This window comes from Pseudomonas sp. 22085 (assembly GCF_052045815.1).
Classification (GTDB): Bacteria; Pseudomonadota; Gammaproteobacteria; order Pseudomonadales; family Pseudomonadaceae; genus Aquipseudomonas; species Aquipseudomonas glycinae.
On the sequence record NZ_JBQEQA010000016.1, the window covers coordinates 24,270 to 40,327 of the forward strand.

The following is a 16,058-nucleotide window of genomic DNA, read 5'->3' on the forward strand; positions in this document are numbered from 1 at the left end:
ATTAATCCTTCCGCTTAAGAAGCTCGCCACGGGCCGCTTTCTGGGTTTCCGTGAGGATGCCTCGCAAAATATTCATTTCCGCCCGGCTGACCGAGCTGCGTCCGTACAACCGGCGCAGGCGCGCCATCAAGTGCCGCGGCTTTTCCGGATCAAGGAATTCGATGGCCACCAGGGTCTGCTCCAGGTGCTCATAGAACCGCTCCAGCTCATCCATGGTCGCAAGCTCTGCGCTTTTCACGGAGGCCACTTCTTCCTTCTCGATCTTGCTCGGCTGGCCTTGTGCAGCCAGCCACGCCATGCGCACTTCATAACTCAACACCTGCACCGCCGCCCCGAGGTTCAGCGAGCTGAATTCAGGATCGGAGGGGATGTGCACGTGATAGTGACATCGCTGCAGCTCGTCATTGGTCAGGCCGGAATCTTCACGACCGAACACCAGCGCGATCTCCGCGCCCTGCCCGGCCTCCTCGACCACTTTGGTCCCGCACTCGCGCGGATCCAGCAATGGCCAGGGAATGCGCCGGTCACGGGCACTGGTGCCGAGCACCAGATTGCAACCGACCAGGGCGTCTTCCAAGGTGGCGACGACTTGCGCGTTTTCAAGGATGTCACCGGCACCGGAAGCGCGGGCATCGGCTTCGTGATGCGGAAAGACGCGCGGATCAACCAGCACCAAGCGCGACAGACCCATGTTTTTCATGGCGCGCGCGGTCCCGCCGATGTTTCCCGGATGGCTGGTGTTGACCAGGACGACACGAATATTTTGCAGCACGGCGGGCGCTCTCGGACTCGGCAAAGGGGTGCAAATCTTACAGAACAGCCTACCGTTAAGCTATGAAAGCGAACAGCGACCTTCACCTGAAGAAAAGTTCTGATAGAATGCGCGGCTTTCTTTAACAACCTTAGGTGACACATCCATGCAGCCCATGCTGAATATCGCGCTGCGCGCCGCCCGCAGCGCCAGTGAACTGATCTTCCGCTCCATCGAGCGCCTGGATACCATCAAGGTCGACGAAAAAGACGCCAAGGATTACGTATCCGAGGTCGATCGCGCCGCCGAACAGAAAATCATCGACGCCCTGCGCAAGGCTTACCCGAATCACTCGATCATGGGTGAAGAGACCGGCCTGCACGCCGGCACCGGCATCGAAGGCGAAGAATACCTGTGGATCATCGATCCATTGGACGGCACCACCAACTTCCTGCGCGGCATTCCTCACTTCGCTGTCAGCATTGCCTGCAAATACCGTGGTCGCCTGGAACACGCCGTTGTTCTGGATCCGGTTCGCCAGGAAGAATTCACCGCCAGCCGTGGTCGCGGCGCTCAACTGAACGGTCGTCGCCTGCGTGTCAGCGGTCGTACCAGCCTGGACGGCGCTCTGCTCGGTACCGGTTTCCCGTTCCGTGACGACCAGATGGACAACCTCGACAACTACCTGGGCATGTTCCGCGCCCTGGTTGGCCAGACTGCCGGCATCCGCCGCGCCGGTTCGGCAAGCCTGGACCTGGCTTACGTAGCCGCCGGCCGTTTCGACGCGTTCTGGGAGTCGGGCCTGTCGGAGTGGGACATGGCCGCTGGCGCCCTGCTGATTCAGGAAGCAGGCGGCCTGGTGAGCGACTTCACCGGCGGTCACGACTTCCTTGAAAAAGGCCACGTCGTTGCCGGCAACACCAAATGCTTCAAGGCAGTTCTGACGGCGATCCAGCCGCACCTGCCGGCCTCGCTGAAGCGCTAAGCGTTTCGCGAAACCAAAAAAAACACCCTTCGGGGTGTTTTTTTATGGGCATGAAAAAGCACCCCGAAGGGTGCTTTTTTTATAAGCCATCAACCAATCACTGGCCTGGCTCGTTCTGCGACAGGATCAGCTTGCCTTCCTTGTCGACCGGAATCTGGTTGCCCGGATCACGATCCATCCGCACCTTGCCTTCCTTCCCATCCAGCGAATACCGGACGTCGTAGCCCACAACCTTGTCGCTGATGTCATTCACCGTGTTACAGCGAGTCTGAGTCGTGGTGTAGGTATCACGCTCCTGCATACCCTCCTGAACCTTGTTGCCGGCGTAACCACCACCGACCGCACCGGCCACGGTGGCAATCTTCTTGCCGGTGCCGCCGCCGATCTGATTACCCAGCAGACCACCTGCCAGCGCACCGACCACGGTGCCGGCGATCTGGTGCTGATCTTTCACCGGCGCCTGCCGGGTCACCGTCACATCCTTGCACACTTCACGTGGAGTCTTGATCTGTGTTTTGACCGGCTCTACGGCCAGCACTTGCGCATACTCAGGGCCGCTTTTAACCAGGCTGTAGGTGGCAACAGCACCCCCGGCAGTCACACCGACAGCACCCAATACCGCACCAACCAGCAACGACTTGTTCACATGAACCTCCTGACCATCACATGCGGGAACGCGCCCGCGCTTCTCCCAGCCTTGGAGCAAAAAAAAAGACGCGAGTTCAACTCGCGTCTTTTTTGACTGACCGCCGGAAAATCGATGGCCGTTATGGACGGTCGTCGACTTCCTTCTCGGTGTTGGCCGGAGGAATGAGATCTTCAGTGCTCAGGTTCAGCCAGATCAACACCACGTTCGCGATGTAGATCGACGAGTAGGTACCCGCCAGAACACCGATAAACAGGGCGATGGAGAAGCCGAACAGGTTATCGCCACCAAAGAACAGCAGCGCCGCGATCGCCAGCAGGGTGGAGATCGACGTCGCCATGGTCCGCAGCAAGGTCTGAGTCGTCGAGATGTTGATGTTCTCGATCAGCGAAGCCTTGCGCAGGACACGGAAGTTCTCACGCACCCGGTCGAATACGACGATGGTGTCGTTGAGCGAGTAGCCGATGATCGCCAGCACCGCCGCCAACACCGTCAGGTCGAAGGTGATCTGGAAAAACGACAGGATACCGATGGTCACGATCACGTCGTGGATCAGCGATACGATGGCGCCGACCGCGAACTTCCACTGAAAGCGGAAAGCCAGGTAGATCAGGATGCCGCCGAGTGCCAGCAGCATGCCGAGGCCGCCCTGGTCACGCAGCTCTTCACCGACCTGCGGGCCGACGAACTCGACACGCTTGACGGTAGCGGGGTTATCGCCACCGACCTTTTGCAGCGCTTCTGCAACCTGATGCCCCAGTTGCGGGTCTTCACCCGGCATACGCACCAGCAGGTCGGTGGTTGCACCGAAGTTCTGCACGACGGCCTCGTGGTAACCCGAGGTCACCAGTTGCTCGCGCACCTTGGTGACGTCAGCCGGACGCTCGTAGGTCAGCTCGATGAGCGTACCACCGGTGAAGTCCAGCCCCCAGTTCATGCCCTTGTGGAACACACTGAAGATTGCCAGCAAGGTCAGAAATACGGTGACGCCGAACGCAAAGTTGCGGACGCCCATGAAGTTGATTGTACGTAACATGGCAGCCCCTTAAATCCACAACTTCTTGAAGTCACGTCCGCCAAAGATCAGGTTGACCATTGCGCGGGTCACCATGATGGCCGTGAACATCGAGGTAAAGATCCCGAGGGACATGGTCACTGCAAAGCCTTTCACCGGGCCGGTGCCCATGGCGAAGAGGATGCCGCCGACCAGCAAGGTGGTCAGGTTGGCGTCGAGAATCGCAGTGAATGCCCGGCCGAAGCCTTCGTTGATTGCACGTTGCACGGTCATGCCGGCGGCGATCTCTTCACGAATCCGCGAGAAGATCAGCACGTTGGCATCGACCGCCATACCCATGGTCAACACGATACCGGCGATACCCGGCAGGGTCAGCGTAGCCCCCAGCAGCGACATCAGCGCCAGCAGCAACACCATGTTCACCGCCAGTGCAACGGTGGCGATCAGGCCGAAGAAGCGGTAGATGGCGATGATGAACAGCGAGACGAACAACATGCCCCACAGCGATGCATCGATACCCTTGGTGATGTTGTCCGCACCCAGGCTCGGGCCGATGGTGCGTTCTTCAGCAAAGTACATCGGAGCAGCCAGACCACCGGCACGCAGCAACAGCGCCAGTTCGGACGACTCGCCCTGGCCGTTCAGGCCGGTGATACGGAACTGCGCACCCAGCGGCGACTGAATGGTCGCCAGGCTGATGATTTTCTTCTCTTCCTTGAAGGTCTGCACCGGCACGTCTTTTTCGACGCCGTCGACCACTTGCTTGACGTAAGTAGTGACCGGGCGCTGTTCGATGAAGATCACCGCCATGCTGCGACCGACGTTGCTGCGGGTCGCGCGGTTCATCAGATCACCACCGTGACCATCCAGGCGGATGTTCACTTCAGGCGTACCGTGCTGCGAATCAAAACCGGCCTTGGCGTCAGTCACCTGGTCACCGGTGATGATCAGGCCACGCTCGATCTGCGCAGGAGGACGCTTGCCTTCACGGAATTCGAAGGTCTCGGAAGTGGCTTTCGAAGCGCCCGGCTCTGCAGCCAGACGAAACTCCAGGTTGGCCGTCTTGCCGAGGATACGCTTGGCTTCGGCAGTGTCCTGCACGCCCGGCAGCTCAACCACGATACGGTTGGCGCCCTGACGCTGGACGATCGGTTCGGCAACACCCAGCTCGTTGACGCGGTTACGGACCGTGGTCAGGTTCTGCTTGATGGAGTATTCACGGATTTCCGCCAGCTTGGCCGGGGTCATCGCCAGACGCAGCACCGGTTGACCATTGAGATCGGCCGGCACAATGTCGAAATCGTTGAAATTCTTGCGGATCAGCGCACGGGCCTGTTCGCGGGAATCAGCATCGCTGAAGCCCAGCTGAATGGCGCCATTGAGTTGCGGCAGGCTGCGATAACGCAGTTTCTCTTTGCGCAGCAGGCTCTTGACGTCGCCTTCGTAGACTTTCAGGCGGGCGTCGAGGGCTTTGTCCATGTCCACTTCCAGCAGGAAGTGCACACCACCGGACAAGTCCAGACCCAGCTTCATCGGATGCGCAGCCAGGTTGCGCAACCATTGCGGGGTGGTTTGTGCCAGGTTCAGCGCGACGACGTAGTCATCACCCAATGCCTTGCGAACAACGTCTTTTGCCGGCAGCTGGTCTTCAGCCTTGGTCAGACGGATCAGACCGCCCTTGCCGTTCGCAGCCAGGCTCGAAGCCTTGACGTTGATCCCGGATTCCTTGAGCGCGGTGCTCACGCGATCCAGATCGGCCTGATTGACCTGCAGGGCCGTGCTGGCGCCGCTGATCTGAATGGCCGGGTCATCGGGGTATAGATTCGGAGCGGAATAAATCAGACCGATCGCCAGCACCGCCAGGATCAGAATGTATTTCCACAGAGGATATTTGTTCAGCATCACGCCGCCCGTTATGAACGCGGGGCGCCTTGCGCGCCCCGTCGATTGAGTAGAAGTTGGAACCTTAGATCGCTTTCAGCGTGCCTTTTGGCAGCGTGGCGGCGATGGCGCCCTTCTGGAACTTCATTTCCACGGTGTCGGAAACTTCCAGAACCACGAAGTCATCGGCCACTTTGGTGATCTTGCCGGCGATGCCGCCGGTGGTGACCACTTCGTCGCCCTTCTGCAGGCTGCTCAGCAGGTTCTTCTGCTCTTTGGCGCGCTTGGCCTGTGGACGCCAGATCATCAGGTAGAAGATGACCAGGAAGCCGACCAGGAAAATCCACTCGAAGCCGCCGCCCATAGGCGCTGCAGCCGGTGCAGCCGCGTCAGCCATGGCATTAGAGATAAAAAAGCTCATTTAGCACTCCAGTTGCAAATGTTGAATCTTGGGGTCAGAAAACTCAGTCCAAAGGCGGAACGGGAAGCCCGCGTTTGGCGTAGAAGGCATCGACAAAGGCGGCCAATGTACCCTGTTGAATAGCCTCGCGCAAACCAGCCATCAGCACCTGATAATGGCGCAAATTGTGGATGGTATTGAGCATGCTGCCGAGCATTTCGCCGCACTTGTCCAGATGATGCAGATAAGCGCGGGAGAAGTTCTGGCAGGTATAGCAATCGCAGGTCGGATCCAGTGGCGAATCATCATGGCGATGGAACGCGTTACGGATCTTCAGCACGCCTGTATCAATGAACAGATGCCCGTTGCGGGCATTACGGGTTGGCATCACGCAATCGAACATGTCCACACCGCGGCGCACACCCTCAACCAGATCTTCCGGTTTGCCAACGCCCATAAGGTAACGAGGTTTGTCAGCCGGCATCATGCCCGGCAGATAGTCCAGCACCTTGATCATTTCGTGCTTGGGTTCGCCCACCGACAGACCGCCGATGGCCAGGCCGTCGAAGCCGATCTTGTCCAGGCCTTCCAGCGAGCGCATGCGCAGGTCCTGGTGCATGCCGCCCTGAACGATGCCGAACAGTGCCGCCGTGTTGTCGCCATGGGCATTCTTCGAACGCTGGGCCCAGCGCAGCGACAGTTCCATGGACACACGGGCCACGTCTTCGTCAGCCGGATACGGGGTGCATTCGTCGAAGATCATCACGATGTCCGAGCCCAGGTCGCGCTGGACCTGCATCGACTCTTCCGGGCCCATGAACACTTTCGAGCCGTCGACCGGGGAGGCGAAGGTCACGCCTTCCTCCTTGATCTTGCGCATGGCGCCAAGGCTGAACACCTGGAAACCGCCGGAGTCGGTCAGGATCGGGCCTTTCCACTGCATGAAATCGTGCAGGTCGCCGTGCTCCTTGATCACTTCGGTACCCGGGCGCAGCCACAGGTGGAAAGTGTTGCCCAGAATGATCTCCGCGCCGGTGGCGACGATGTCACGCGGCAACATGCCCTTGACCGTGCCGTAGGTGCCCACCGGCATGAAGGCCGGGGTCTCGACGGTGCCACGGGGGAAGGTCAGACGACCACGACGAGCCTTGCCATCGGTGGCAAGCAACTCGAAAGACATACGACAGGTGCGACTCATGCTGTTTCCTCTGGGCCGCGCGGCGCGGGATTACGGGTGATGAACATCGCATCACCGTAGCTGAAAAAGCGGTATCCGTTGTCCACGGCGGCTTTGTAGGCGGCCATGGTTTCCGGATAACCGGCGAACGCCGAAACCAGCATCAACAGCGTGGACTCGGGCAAATGGAAATTGGTGACCAGGGCGTCGACCACATGGAACGGCCGGCCCGGGTAGATAAAAATGTCGGTGTCACCGCTGAACGGCTTGAGCACACCATCGCGGGCGGCGCTTTCCAGGGAACGCACGCTGGTGGTGCCGACAGCAATCACTCGACCGCCACGCTCACGGCAAGCGGCGACGGCATCGACCACATCCTGACCGACTTCCAGCCACTCGGTGTGCATGTGGTGATCTTCGATCTTCTCCACGCGCACCGGCTGGAAGGTGCCGGCGCCGACGTGCAGCGTGACGAACGCCATCTCGACGCCCTTGGCGGAGATCGCTTCCATCAGCGTCTGATCGAAATGCAGCCCGGCAGTCGGCGCCGCCACCGCGCCGAGCTTCTCGGCATACACGGTCTGATAGCGCTCGCGATCCGAACCTTCGTCCGGGCGATCTATATAAGGAGGCAACGGCATGTGCCCGACGCGATCGAGCAGCGGCAGCACTTCTTCGGCAAATCCCAGCTCGAACAGCGCATCGTGACGCGCCAGCATCTCGGCTTCGCCGCCGCCGTCGATCAGGATCTTCGAGCCCGGTTTCGGCGACTTGCTGGAACGCACATGAGCCAGCACGCGGTGGGTATCGAGCACGCGCTCGACAAGGATTTCCAGCTTGCCGCCGGACGCCTTCTGCCCGAAAAGCCGCGCCGGAATCACCCGGGTATTGTTGAACACCATCAGATCGCCGGGGCGCAAATGCTCCAGCAGATCAGTGAATTGACGGTGTGCCAGGGCGCCGCTGACCCCATCCAGGGTCAACAGGCGACTACCGCGACGCTCGGCCAAAGGATGGCGGGCAATCAGCGAATCAGGAAGCTCGAAGGTAAAGTCAGCAACGCGCATGATGGGGTTCGTCTAGCAGGGCCGGAAAGTCTAGCGGAAATATCGAAAATTGACCATGAAACGTGATTGACCAACGGTAGGCACCTCTCTATACTTCGCCGCCATTGAGCCCTGATGGCGGAATTGGTAGACGCGGCGGATTCAAAATCCGTTTTCGAAAGGAGTGGGAGTTCGAGTCTCCCTCGGGGCACCAAAATTAGAAAAGGTCTTGCTTAGCAAGGCCTTTTTTTTCGTCTGTCGGAAAGTGCCGCCGGCCCTCCGGCGAGATCTCACACAGGTTCACCGCATGGAAACGTCACTGGAAACCGTCGCCCTGTTCTCCCTCAAACTCGCGTACGAGGAAGAAGGCCTGAGCCCGATCCTGCGCGATGACATGGTCATGGGTGACTATCAGAAAGACGTGTTCGAACTGCTGGTGCGCCGGGGTGATGTCGAGACGATCCAGTTCAAGATGAACGAGTGCCTGGCGCTGGCGATGGATGCGTTGGGTGGCGTCGAGAAACCGTTGGGGCGGGAACTGCACAAGTTGTCGACCGACTTCAGTCAGGCGCAATCGCTGGAGCAACTGGATCAGCCGCTCCTCGCGCTCAAGGGTTATTTGAAGGACATTCTTTAAGCTACGCAGATGAAGAAAGTGGCGCGCAGCTTCTATTTTGATATCTTGCCGTCCACTCGCCAGAGGCCGGTCAACCGCCTCTGTTATCGCGCACTCGGGAATAAACCAAAATGGATGCTGTGTTGTGCTTGCTGGTGATGGCTGGAACCTGGTTATGGGTGGTGAAGCAACGGGGTGAGTGGAACCTGTTGCTGGCCAACCTTGCCGGCGCCGGCAGCGGCGTGGTTACCGGCATTGTGTTCACGCTGATTTACGACGCAGTCATTGGTACGTCGATGGCGACACCCAATCTGAATCGCAGTCTGGTGGTGTTCCTCACCAGCGCGGGCGTTCTGGCGGGGGTATGGCTGTGGATTGCCAATCGCCGTCAACCCGAACATCCGGTTGCACGTCAGTTGCTCGGCGCGGTGTGTGGCCTGGTCGCCGGCATGGCGACCCTGCTGTTTCTGGCGGTGAATTATTTCCCCCACACGTGACAGGACGGCGTGACTGCTTTGCAGTCAGCGCCGAGCCTTCAACACCCGAATATCCGTCGCAAACCCATCCGCGCCGACAATTTTCTTCCAGCCCACATACTGGAACTCGCCCCGCTCATCGATGTAATCGCCCTTCTCCACCGATCTGCCGCCGACGATCGCCACGCGCTTTTCCTCACCACACCCGCCATCCGACGGCCGCACGGTGTAGATCACATACGGCTTCACATATTGCGTGGCACGAAAATATTGGCCGCAGACTTCATCGACGGTAATCAGCATGGTTTTCAGGCGCGCTTCGCCGTCCATGTCTTCGTGAAGTTTGAGGAAGGAGATTTCGCCGACATCGCTGTAGCCGAGTGAACGGGCGCGTTGGTATTCGGGGGAGTTCTGGTGGGCGATGCGGCCTTGCTCCGCGGCCTGGTTCATTCTGTCGGCGAACTCGGCTTTGCCACGGGCAATCATCGCATCGGCCTCGGCCGCCACGTTTTCGCATTGAGCGAATTCCCGGGAGGCGAGGTACTGGGGCGGCAGGTTCGGGCGGTGCTCATTCATGCTCCCTTGGCTGTTCTCCAGATCGCCCATCACCTCAAAGGCACCGGGCACGCGACCGCTTTGGACGTCGGCCATTTTTTCCTGCATGCGCTGACAGTTGGCGAGGTAATACTTCCAGCTGTTTTCCGGGTGCTCTTTCCAGGCGGCGAATGCCGGAGTCATGGCGCTGGCGAAAGTGATTGCGCACAGCAGGCGTAGAGCAGGGGCGACTATTGACATGAGTAGTCCATTACAGGAATCAGGAAAGTGGCGCGAAGCTACTATTTTGCTATCTTGCCGTCCAGTGTCGGCCCGGGAGCCATGGGCCTGACGAAACTGATTCAAAAGGAGGGGTGCGATGGATGCAGCGTTTTGTCTTTTAGCCTGGGTGGCCATGTGGGTGTGGGTGGTCAAACATCGTGGCACCTGGAACCTGTTCCTCGCCAACCTGCTGGGCGCTGCCAGCGGCATGCTGGTAGGTCTGGTGGTCTCGGAGTTCTACATCGGTCTGTTCGGGTCGAGCCGTCCGCACGTAACCGGTCTGACGACCACATTGCTGGAAATGATGACGACCGCCGCCGCGCTGGTCGGCGTATGGATGCTGGTCGCCCGACGCTCGCAAGTCGAGCCCCTGATTGCGCGGCAGCTGCTGGCAGGCCTTTGCGGCACAGTGGCCGGCATTACCGCTCTGGCGTTTTTTGCGCTCAAGTGATCTGTATCGACACGGCGTGTGAAGGTTCTTGTGGCGCCAGAAATCTATTTTGATATCTTGCCGCCCATCTTTCAGTGCTCGTTATCGGAACGGCGCTGATATCCGGCTTCAGCAGGTTTAAGGAAAGGATCGAATGGAGTTTCTGCGTTTTCTGGCATTTGTCGCGGCCTGGGGTTTCATGTGGCGCTGGGTGGTGAAAAACCGCGGCAGCTGGAATCTGTTTTACGCCAACCTGGTCGGTGTCGCGGGCGGTTTCATTGTTTCGATGGTTGTGCTGGCGATCACTTTTTCATTGTTCCCTTCGGCGCATCGCTACGAAGCCGCGCAGACTGAAAACGTCGTGGCGCAGCGGGAAGCCGAGCCGACCTCGTTGCTGCCGGAAGCCGAGGCGGTTGCGAGCCCTGCTGCGCTGAAAGATGCTCCGGTGTTTGCCGCTATCGAGCCGGACAACAAGCCCTCTCCAGCGGATTCCGCGTTGCTGCCGAATTACGCCAGTCGCGCGCCGAAGACGATGTCGGTGCAAACCGTGATCGACCAGAGTGACGATGAGGGGCGCAAGGCCCTGACGGCGCTGAGCAAAAAACTGCGCGCCGACGCCCAGGGCGACAAATCGATGCTCGCGTATGTCATGTGCAGCCCGTTCGTGACCAGCACATTGCGCTTCCCCGCGTCTGCCCGCTTTGCCGACAGCAAAAGCCTGACACCGCAACGCTTCAAGGATCAGGTTTACACCTTCAGCAACACCGTCACCGCGCGGAACATGAATGGCGACGATGTGAAGTACCGCTTCGACTGCTCCGTACAGGAACAGCCAAGCGTCGACGCGACACCTGCCGAATGGCGCCTGTTGGCGTTGAAGCTGGAAAAAACAGGCTCTTAAGCCTGGTTTAAGGGTTCGAGGCGCTGGCTGCGCTATCATCGCCGGCCTGTGCGCCTTGAGCTTTTCCCCCGATGCCTCCGACACCTGATGACCTGAGCCCGTTGCCCGCTGTTCTGGCCGGGCCGTTGCTGCGACGGCTCGAACCGACGCGCATCGTTCTTTGGCTGGTCGGCAGCCGCGAGCTGTCGTTGACCTTGCGTCTGCAAGGCGTAGGGAACATTCCTCTCGATAGCGGGAAATGCAACGTCATTCCGGTAGGCACCCGGGCGTTTGTTCACCTGATTGACGTTCCGCTGGAAACCGCCCTGCCCTGCGACACCCGCATCGACTACGACCTGTTGATCGATGGCCAGCAGCCCATCGCCGACTGGGCGCCACACCTGCTCTACGACAACGCCACCAGCCCGAACTTCGTCCTGCGCTCGCGCATCGACCAGTTGCTCCATGGATCCTGCCGCAAGCCCCATCACCCGGCCGCCGACGGCCTGCTCTGTGTTGACCGGTTGCTGGCCGCCGAAACCGATCCGCAGCAACGTCCCGCCCTGTTGATGATGAGCGGTGATCAGGTTTACGCCGACGATGTGGCCGGTCCGATGTTGCGGGCGATTCATGCCTTGATCGAGCGCCTCGGTCTGTTCGGTGAACACCTCGAAGGCGCAGTAGTCAGCGACAGCGAGAAACTCTACGAACACCCCGCCAGTTACTACCACCGTGCGGATCTGCTGCCTGCACTCGAGAGCAACGAGACACTGCGCGAGCGTTTCTTCGGCGGGGCGCGCAAGCCGATTTTCACCAGCAGCAGCGCCGACAATCACCTCGTGACGTTTGCCGAAGTCATGGCGATGTATTTGCTGGTGTGGTCGCCAACACCCTGGACACTGGTCAATCCGCAGCCGCCGGCACTGACACCGGAACGCCTCAAACGCTACGCCCTCGAGCGGACCCGCATCGACGATTTCAAGGTCGGCCTCGGCCAGGTGGCCCGGGCATTGGCGCATCTGCCGAGCCTGATGATCTTCGATGACCACGACATCACCGATGACTGGAACCTGTCCGCGCAATGGGAGGAAACGGCCTACGGCCACCCGTTCTCCAAGCGCATCATCGGCAACGCGCTGATCGCCTACATGCTGTGTCAGGGCTGGGGCAACAATCCGGATGCATTCGGCGCAGTGCTGGAGAAAACCCGAGGCCTGAGCGCCAGCGGTGACGACGCCTATCTCGACACAACCGCGCAGGACGAATTGATCGATGAACTGCTGCGCTTTCAGCAATGGCATTTCGTAATGCCAACCAGCCCGGCGCTGGTGGTACTCGACACCCGAACCCGACGCTGGCGCAGCGAAATGGCGCTCAAGCAACCGTCGGGTCTGCTGGACTGGGAAGCCTTGAGCGAACTGCAGCAGGAACTGCTCGACCACCCTTCGGCGATCATCGTTTCGCCGGCACCGATCTTTGGCGTGAAGCTGATCGAAACCGTGCAGCGAGTGTTCAGCTGGTGCGGTTATCCACTGCTGGTGGACGCGGAAAACTGGATGGCCCATCGCGGCGCAGCTCAGGTGATCCTGAACATTTTCCGACACTCACGTACACCGGGCAGTTACGTGGTGCTGTCAGGCGACGTGCATTATTCGTTCGTCTACGAAGTCCTGATCCGAAACCGCAAGGCCGGCCCGCGCATCTGGCAAATCACCAGCAGCGGCATCAAAAACGAGTTCCCGCCGACCCTGCTGGAATGGTTCGACCGCCTCAACCGCTGGCTCTACTCACCACGCTCGCCGCTCAACTGGCTGACCAAACGCCGCCGCATGCGCATCGTTCCGTATGTGCCGGAACACGCCGAAGCGGGTGAACGGCTGTGGAATTCTGCGGGGATTGGTCAGGTGTTTTTCAATCAACAGGGGCAACCGAAAGACATCATCCAGCACAACGCGAACGGCGCACCGAAGACCCGGATGCTGGCGCCGGATTTGTCGGACTACCCTGATTAGAAAAATCTCACGTAGACAGTGAGAAGGATGGCAGGCTCGCCGGAATCAGCTTACAGAAGACCCAGAAACGTCTCGATGAGACTTCGGTGATACTCAGTACGCCGCAGACAGCCCGTCTGTGGCACAACCACGGGCAGGAATCGTCTTGTCATCCTGTACTCGTTTCTGAACGTTCTTTGCATCAAGCGAGGTGTGAAATGGACACTATCAACTACACCACAGCTCGTGCGTACTTGGCTGAAACCATGGATCGCGTGAATGAAGACTGCGCCCCACTTCTGGTAACCCGTCAAAAAGGCGAGCCTGTAGTGATGATGTCTCTGGCCGAATATAACGCGCTGGAAGAAACGGCTTATCTGCTGCGCTCTCCGGCCAATGCCGAGCGCTTGATCAAATCGATTGGCGAAATGCGCGCTGGAAAAGCCAAAGTCAGGCAACTGATTGAAGAATGAAAATCCAGTTCACGCCAACGGTCTGGGAAGACAACTTATGGCTTCAGCAAAACGATAAGACCGGTCTCAAACGAATCAATCTTCTGATCAAAGCGATCCAGCGCCAACCCTTTGAAGGCTTGGGCAAACCGGAGCCGCTCAAGCACAACATGAGCGGCTTCTGGTCACGGCGGATAACTGCCGAGCATCGCTTGGTCTATGCGATCGTAGACGGCGAAATCTGCGTCATAAATTGCAGATTTCACTACTGACCGAGGGATGAGACATGGCTCAGGGAACGGCCCACCCCTCTGACAATCATCCCCACCTCCCGCTCATCAATCGTCAGCGGCGGCAGCAACCGGATCGTCTTGCCGCGAGTAACGTTGATCAGTAGTCCATGATCCCGTGCCGCAATCAATGTCAGGTCGCGGATCGGCTGCTTGAGTTCGATACCGATCATCAGCCCTTGCCCGCGAATCGCCAGCACATTCGGATTGTCCGCCAGCTCTGCACGCAAGCGGGTCAGCAGGCGCTCGCCCTGGACTCTGGCATTTTCCAGCAGGCCCTGTTCCTCGATGATCTCGAGCACGGTGCAGCCCACCCGGCACGCCAGTGGATTGCCGCCGAAGGTGCTGCCATGGCTGCCGGGGGTGAACAGATCGGCCGCCCGACCCCGTGCCAGACAGGCGCCGATTGGCACGCCGTTGCCCAGGCCTTTGGCGAGGGTCATGACGTCGGGAACGATGCCTTCGTGCTGGAACGCGAACCAGCGACCGGTGCGGCCGATGCCGGTCTGGATCTCGTCGAGCATCAGCAGCCAGGCGTGACGGTTGCACAATTCACGCAGGGCCTTGAGGTAGCCGGGCGGCGCCAGTTGCACGCCGCTTTCACCCTGAATCGGCTCGACCAGAATCGCCACGATTCGCTGGCCATGCTTGCGCTGTACCTGCTCCAGCGCCTCAAGATCGCCGAACGGAACCTTGACGAAATCCCCGGGCAAGTCATTGAAACCCAGGCGCACCGCCGGGCCATCGCTGGCGGACAAGGTGCCGAGAGTACGACCATGAAATGCGTTGGCCATGACCACCACCAGCGGCTGTTCGATACCTTTGCGCCAGCCGTACAGACGCGCCAGTTTCAGCGCGGTTTCGTTGGCCTCGGCACCGGAGTTATTGAAAAACGCTCGCTCCATCCCCGCCAGCTGCGTCAGCTTCTGCGCCAGCGATTGTTGCCAGTCGATGCTGTAGAGGTTGGAGGTGTGCAGCAGCAATCCCGCCTGCTCGCTGATCGCCGACACGATGCGTGGGTGCGAGTGGCCGACATTGGTCACCGCCACGCCCGCCACCGCGTCCAGATACTCGCGGCCCGCCTGATCCCAGAGTCGGGTGCCCAGGCCTTTGATGAAGCTCAATTCCAGCGGTTGATAGGTGTTCATCAGGGCGGCGGTCATGTCGGCAAACTCCAGCGAGGTGAGAGGTGCTGGCAGTATGGTTATCCATCTGAACTGGATAAACTCGGCAAAACTTCAATCATTTAAAAGCCTGGTTTGATAATGGATCTGTTCCAGTCGATGAGCGTGTACGTCAAGGTTGTGGAGTCCGGCAGCATGACGGCGGCCGCCTTGCAGTGCGAAATGTCCACGACCATGGTGGGCAATCACCTGCGGGCGCTGGAGCAACGGCTCGGTGTGCAATTGCTGCAACGCACCACCCGCCGCCAGCGGCTGACCGAGTTCGGCAGCGTTTACTACCAGCGCTGCCTGGAAGTGCTCGGCCTGGTCGCCGACTCCGAACGCCTCGCTGAACAGACGCTGGATGAACCGCGCGGCATTCTGCGGGTTACTGCGCCGCTGACCTTTGGCGTCGAACGCCTGGCCCCGGCGCTCAGTGAGTTTTCCCTGCAATGTCCGCAGGTCAAACTCGACGTGATCCTGACCAACCGCCGCCCTGATCTGCTGGAAAGCGGTCTCGACGTGGCCTTCCGACTGGGCCACTTCGACCAGTCCAACCTGATCGCCCGCCCGCTGATCGACTACACCCTGACCGTCTGCGCCTCCCCGGAATACGTGGCCCGACGCGGCATGCCGCTCACGCCTGAGGAACTGCGTCAGCACGACTGTCTGTCCTTCGCCTACCCCGCCGGCGATGACTGGCAATCGGTGGAAAAACAGTGGCGCCTTAGCGGCCCCGACGGAGAAATCATGGTCGACGTCAAAGGCCCGATGCTGATCAACAGCTCCGCCGGCCTGCATCAGGCCGCGCGCACCGGCATGGGCATCGTGATGCTGCCGGACGCACTGGTGGAACAGGACCTGCGCGACGGCAGACTGGTCGTCGTGATGCCTGACTACCAGCCGCCGAACCGCCCGATGCATCTGCTTTACGCGCCGGATCGCTATCGGCTGCCGAAACTGCGTCGCTTCGTCGAATTCGCCATGCAGATGTGGGGCAGACCCTGATCGGATTGAAAAGCCGACGATCATTTTGACAGAGG

18 protein-coding genes and 1 tRNA gene are annotated in these 16,058 nt (G+C 59.7%); 10 read left to right on the forward strand and 9 right to left on the reverse strand.

Annotated elements, in window-relative coordinates:
• Position 1: 1 nt before the first annotated feature.
• Positions 2-772 carry a tRNA (cytosine(32)/uridine(32)-2'-O)-methyltransferase TrmJ gene (trmJ, locus tag ACTJK7_RS19825; protein WP_108563185.1) on the reverse strand — a complete coding sequence of 257 codons (771 nt, stop codon included), beginning with the start codon at positions 770-772 and terminating at the stop codon, positions 2-4.
• A 145-nt stretch (positions 773-917) separates the two neighbouring features.
• Here trmJ and suhB point away from each other — a divergent pair, with 145 nt between their 5' ends.
• Complete coding sequence (gene suhB, locus ACTJK7_RS19830) at positions 918-1,736, forward strand: type III secretion system regulator SuhB (RefSeq protein WP_007941397.1); 819 nt, start codon at positions 918-920, stop codon at positions 1,734-1,736.
• Between the two features lie 97 nt (positions 1,737-1,833).
• Here the strand turns inward: suhB and ACTJK7_RS19835 are convergent, their stop codons facing one another.
• From ACTJK7_RS19835 to queA, 6 genes are all read right to left on the reverse strand, one after another.
• Entirely contained in the window at positions 1,834-2,382 is a 549-nt protein-coding gene (locus ACTJK7_RS19835) for a glycine zipper 2TM domain-containing protein (RefSeq protein WP_007956693.1), read from the reverse strand.
• Between the two features lie 121 nt (positions 2,383-2,503).
• Positions 2,504-3,418 (reverse strand): protein translocase subunit SecF, encoded by a 915-nt coding sequence (secF, locus tag ACTJK7_RS19840; RefSeq protein ID WP_064383915.1) that lies wholly within the window; start codon positions 3,416-3,418, stop codon positions 2,504-2,506.
• 9 nt (positions 3,419-3,427) lie between these two features.
• Positions 3,428-5,299 (reverse strand): protein translocase subunit SecD, encoded by a 1,872-nt coding sequence (secD, locus tag ACTJK7_RS19845; RefSeq protein ID WP_011335820.1) that lies wholly within the window; start codon positions 5,297-5,299, stop codon positions 3,428-3,430.
• A 64-nt stretch (positions 5,300-5,363) separates the two neighbouring features.
• Entirely contained in the window at positions 5,364-5,699 is a 336-nt protein-coding gene (gene yajC, locus ACTJK7_RS19850) for a preprotein translocase subunit YajC (protein ID WP_007956696.1), read from the reverse strand.
• Between the two features lie 43 nt (positions 5,700-5,742).
• On the reverse strand, positions 5,743-6,858 hold the full coding sequence (gene tgt, locus ACTJK7_RS19855) for a tRNA guanosine(34) transglycosylase Tgt (protein WP_161794909.1): 1,116 nt from the start codon (positions 6,856-6,858) through the stop codon (positions 5,743-5,745).
• Positions 6,859-6,872: 14 nt separating this feature from the next.
• Positions 6,873-7,922 (reverse strand): tRNA preQ1(34) S-adenosylmethionine ribosyltransferase-isomerase QueA, encoded by a 1,050-nt coding sequence (gene queA / locus ACTJK7_RS19860; protein WP_440779909.1) that lies wholly within the window; start codon positions 7,920-7,922, stop codon positions 6,873-6,875.
• Positions 7,923-8,030: 108 nt separating this feature from the next.
• Between queA and ACTJK7_RS19865 the strand changes: the two genes are divergently transcribed.
• From ACTJK7_RS19865 to ACTJK7_RS19875, 3 genes are all read left to right on the forward strand, one after another.
• Positions 8,031-8,115: transfer RNA gene (locus ACTJK7_RS19865), tRNA-Leu, on the forward strand.
• A 93-nt stretch (positions 8,116-8,208) separates the two neighbouring features.
• Positions 8,209-8,538, forward strand: coding sequence for a hypothetical protein (locus ACTJK7_RS19870; protein WP_007956700.1), 330 nt, complete (start codon positions 8,209-8,211; stop codon positions 8,536-8,538).
• Positions 8,539-8,648: 110 nt separating this feature from the next.
• A complete protein-coding gene (locus ACTJK7_RS19875) occupies positions 8,649-9,014 on the forward strand; it encodes a hypothetical protein (RefSeq protein ID WP_108563187.1) in 366 nt (121 codons plus the stop codon).
• Between the two features lie 24 nt (positions 9,015-9,038).
• On the opposite strand, the gene ACTJK7_RS19880 is transcribed toward ACTJK7_RS19875, so the two are convergent.
• Entirely contained in the window at positions 9,039-9,731 is a 693-nt protein-coding gene (locus tag ACTJK7_RS19880; RefSeq protein WP_258399132.1) for a hypothetical protein, read from the reverse strand.
• Between the two features lie 175 nt (positions 9,732-9,906).
• Between ACTJK7_RS19880 and ACTJK7_RS19885 the strand changes: the two genes are divergently transcribed.
• The 5 genes from ACTJK7_RS19885 (at position 9,907) to ACTJK7_RS19905 (ending at position 13,834) form a co-directional block, all read left to right on the forward strand.
• On the forward strand, positions 9,907-10,260 hold the full coding sequence (locus ACTJK7_RS19885) for a hypothetical protein (RefSeq protein ID WP_064383933.1): 354 nt from the start codon (positions 9,907-9,909) through the stop codon (positions 10,258-10,260).
• A 133-nt stretch (positions 10,261-10,393) separates the two neighbouring features.
• Positions 10,394-11,140 (forward strand): hypothetical protein, encoded by a 747-nt coding sequence (locus tag ACTJK7_RS19890; protein ID WP_440779910.1) that lies wholly within the window; start codon positions 10,394-10,396, stop codon positions 11,138-11,140.
• 71 nt (positions 11,141-11,211) lie between these two features.
• Positions 11,212-13,131 carry an alkaline phosphatase D family protein gene (locus tag ACTJK7_RS19895; RefSeq protein ID WP_440779911.1) on the forward strand — a complete coding sequence of 640 codons (1,920 nt, stop codon included), beginning with the start codon at positions 11,212-11,214 and terminating at the stop codon, positions 13,129-13,131.
• Positions 13,132-13,328: 197 nt separating this feature from the next.
• Complete coding sequence (locus ACTJK7_RS19900) at positions 13,329-13,583, forward strand: type II toxin-antitoxin system prevent-host-death family antitoxin (protein WP_064383936.1); 255 nt, start codon at positions 13,329-13,331, stop codon at positions 13,581-13,583.
• A complete protein-coding gene (locus ACTJK7_RS19905; RefSeq protein ID WP_440779912.1) occupies positions 13,580-13,834 on the forward strand; it encodes a Txe/YoeB family addiction module toxin in 255 nt (84 codons plus the stop codon). The genes ACTJK7_RS19900 and ACTJK7_RS19905 overlap by 4 nt, the downstream gene beginning before the upstream one ends.
• On the opposite strand, the gene ACTJK7_RS19910 is transcribed toward ACTJK7_RS19905, so the two are convergent.
• Complete coding sequence (locus ACTJK7_RS19910) at positions 13,828-15,015, reverse strand: aspartate aminotransferase family protein (RefSeq protein WP_440779913.1); 1,188 nt, start codon at positions 15,013-15,015, stop codon at positions 13,828-13,830. The two genes, ACTJK7_RS19905 and ACTJK7_RS19910, sit on opposite strands and share 7 nt — an antisense overlap.
• Positions 15,016-15,117: 102 nt before the next feature.
• Here ACTJK7_RS19910 and ACTJK7_RS19915 point away from each other — a divergent pair, with 102 nt between their 5' ends.
• Positions 15,118-16,023, forward strand: coding sequence for a LysR family transcriptional regulator (locus ACTJK7_RS19915; protein WP_007956710.1), 906 nt, complete (start codon positions 15,118-15,120; stop codon positions 16,021-16,023).
• Positions 16,024-16,058 lie beyond the last annotated feature (35 nt).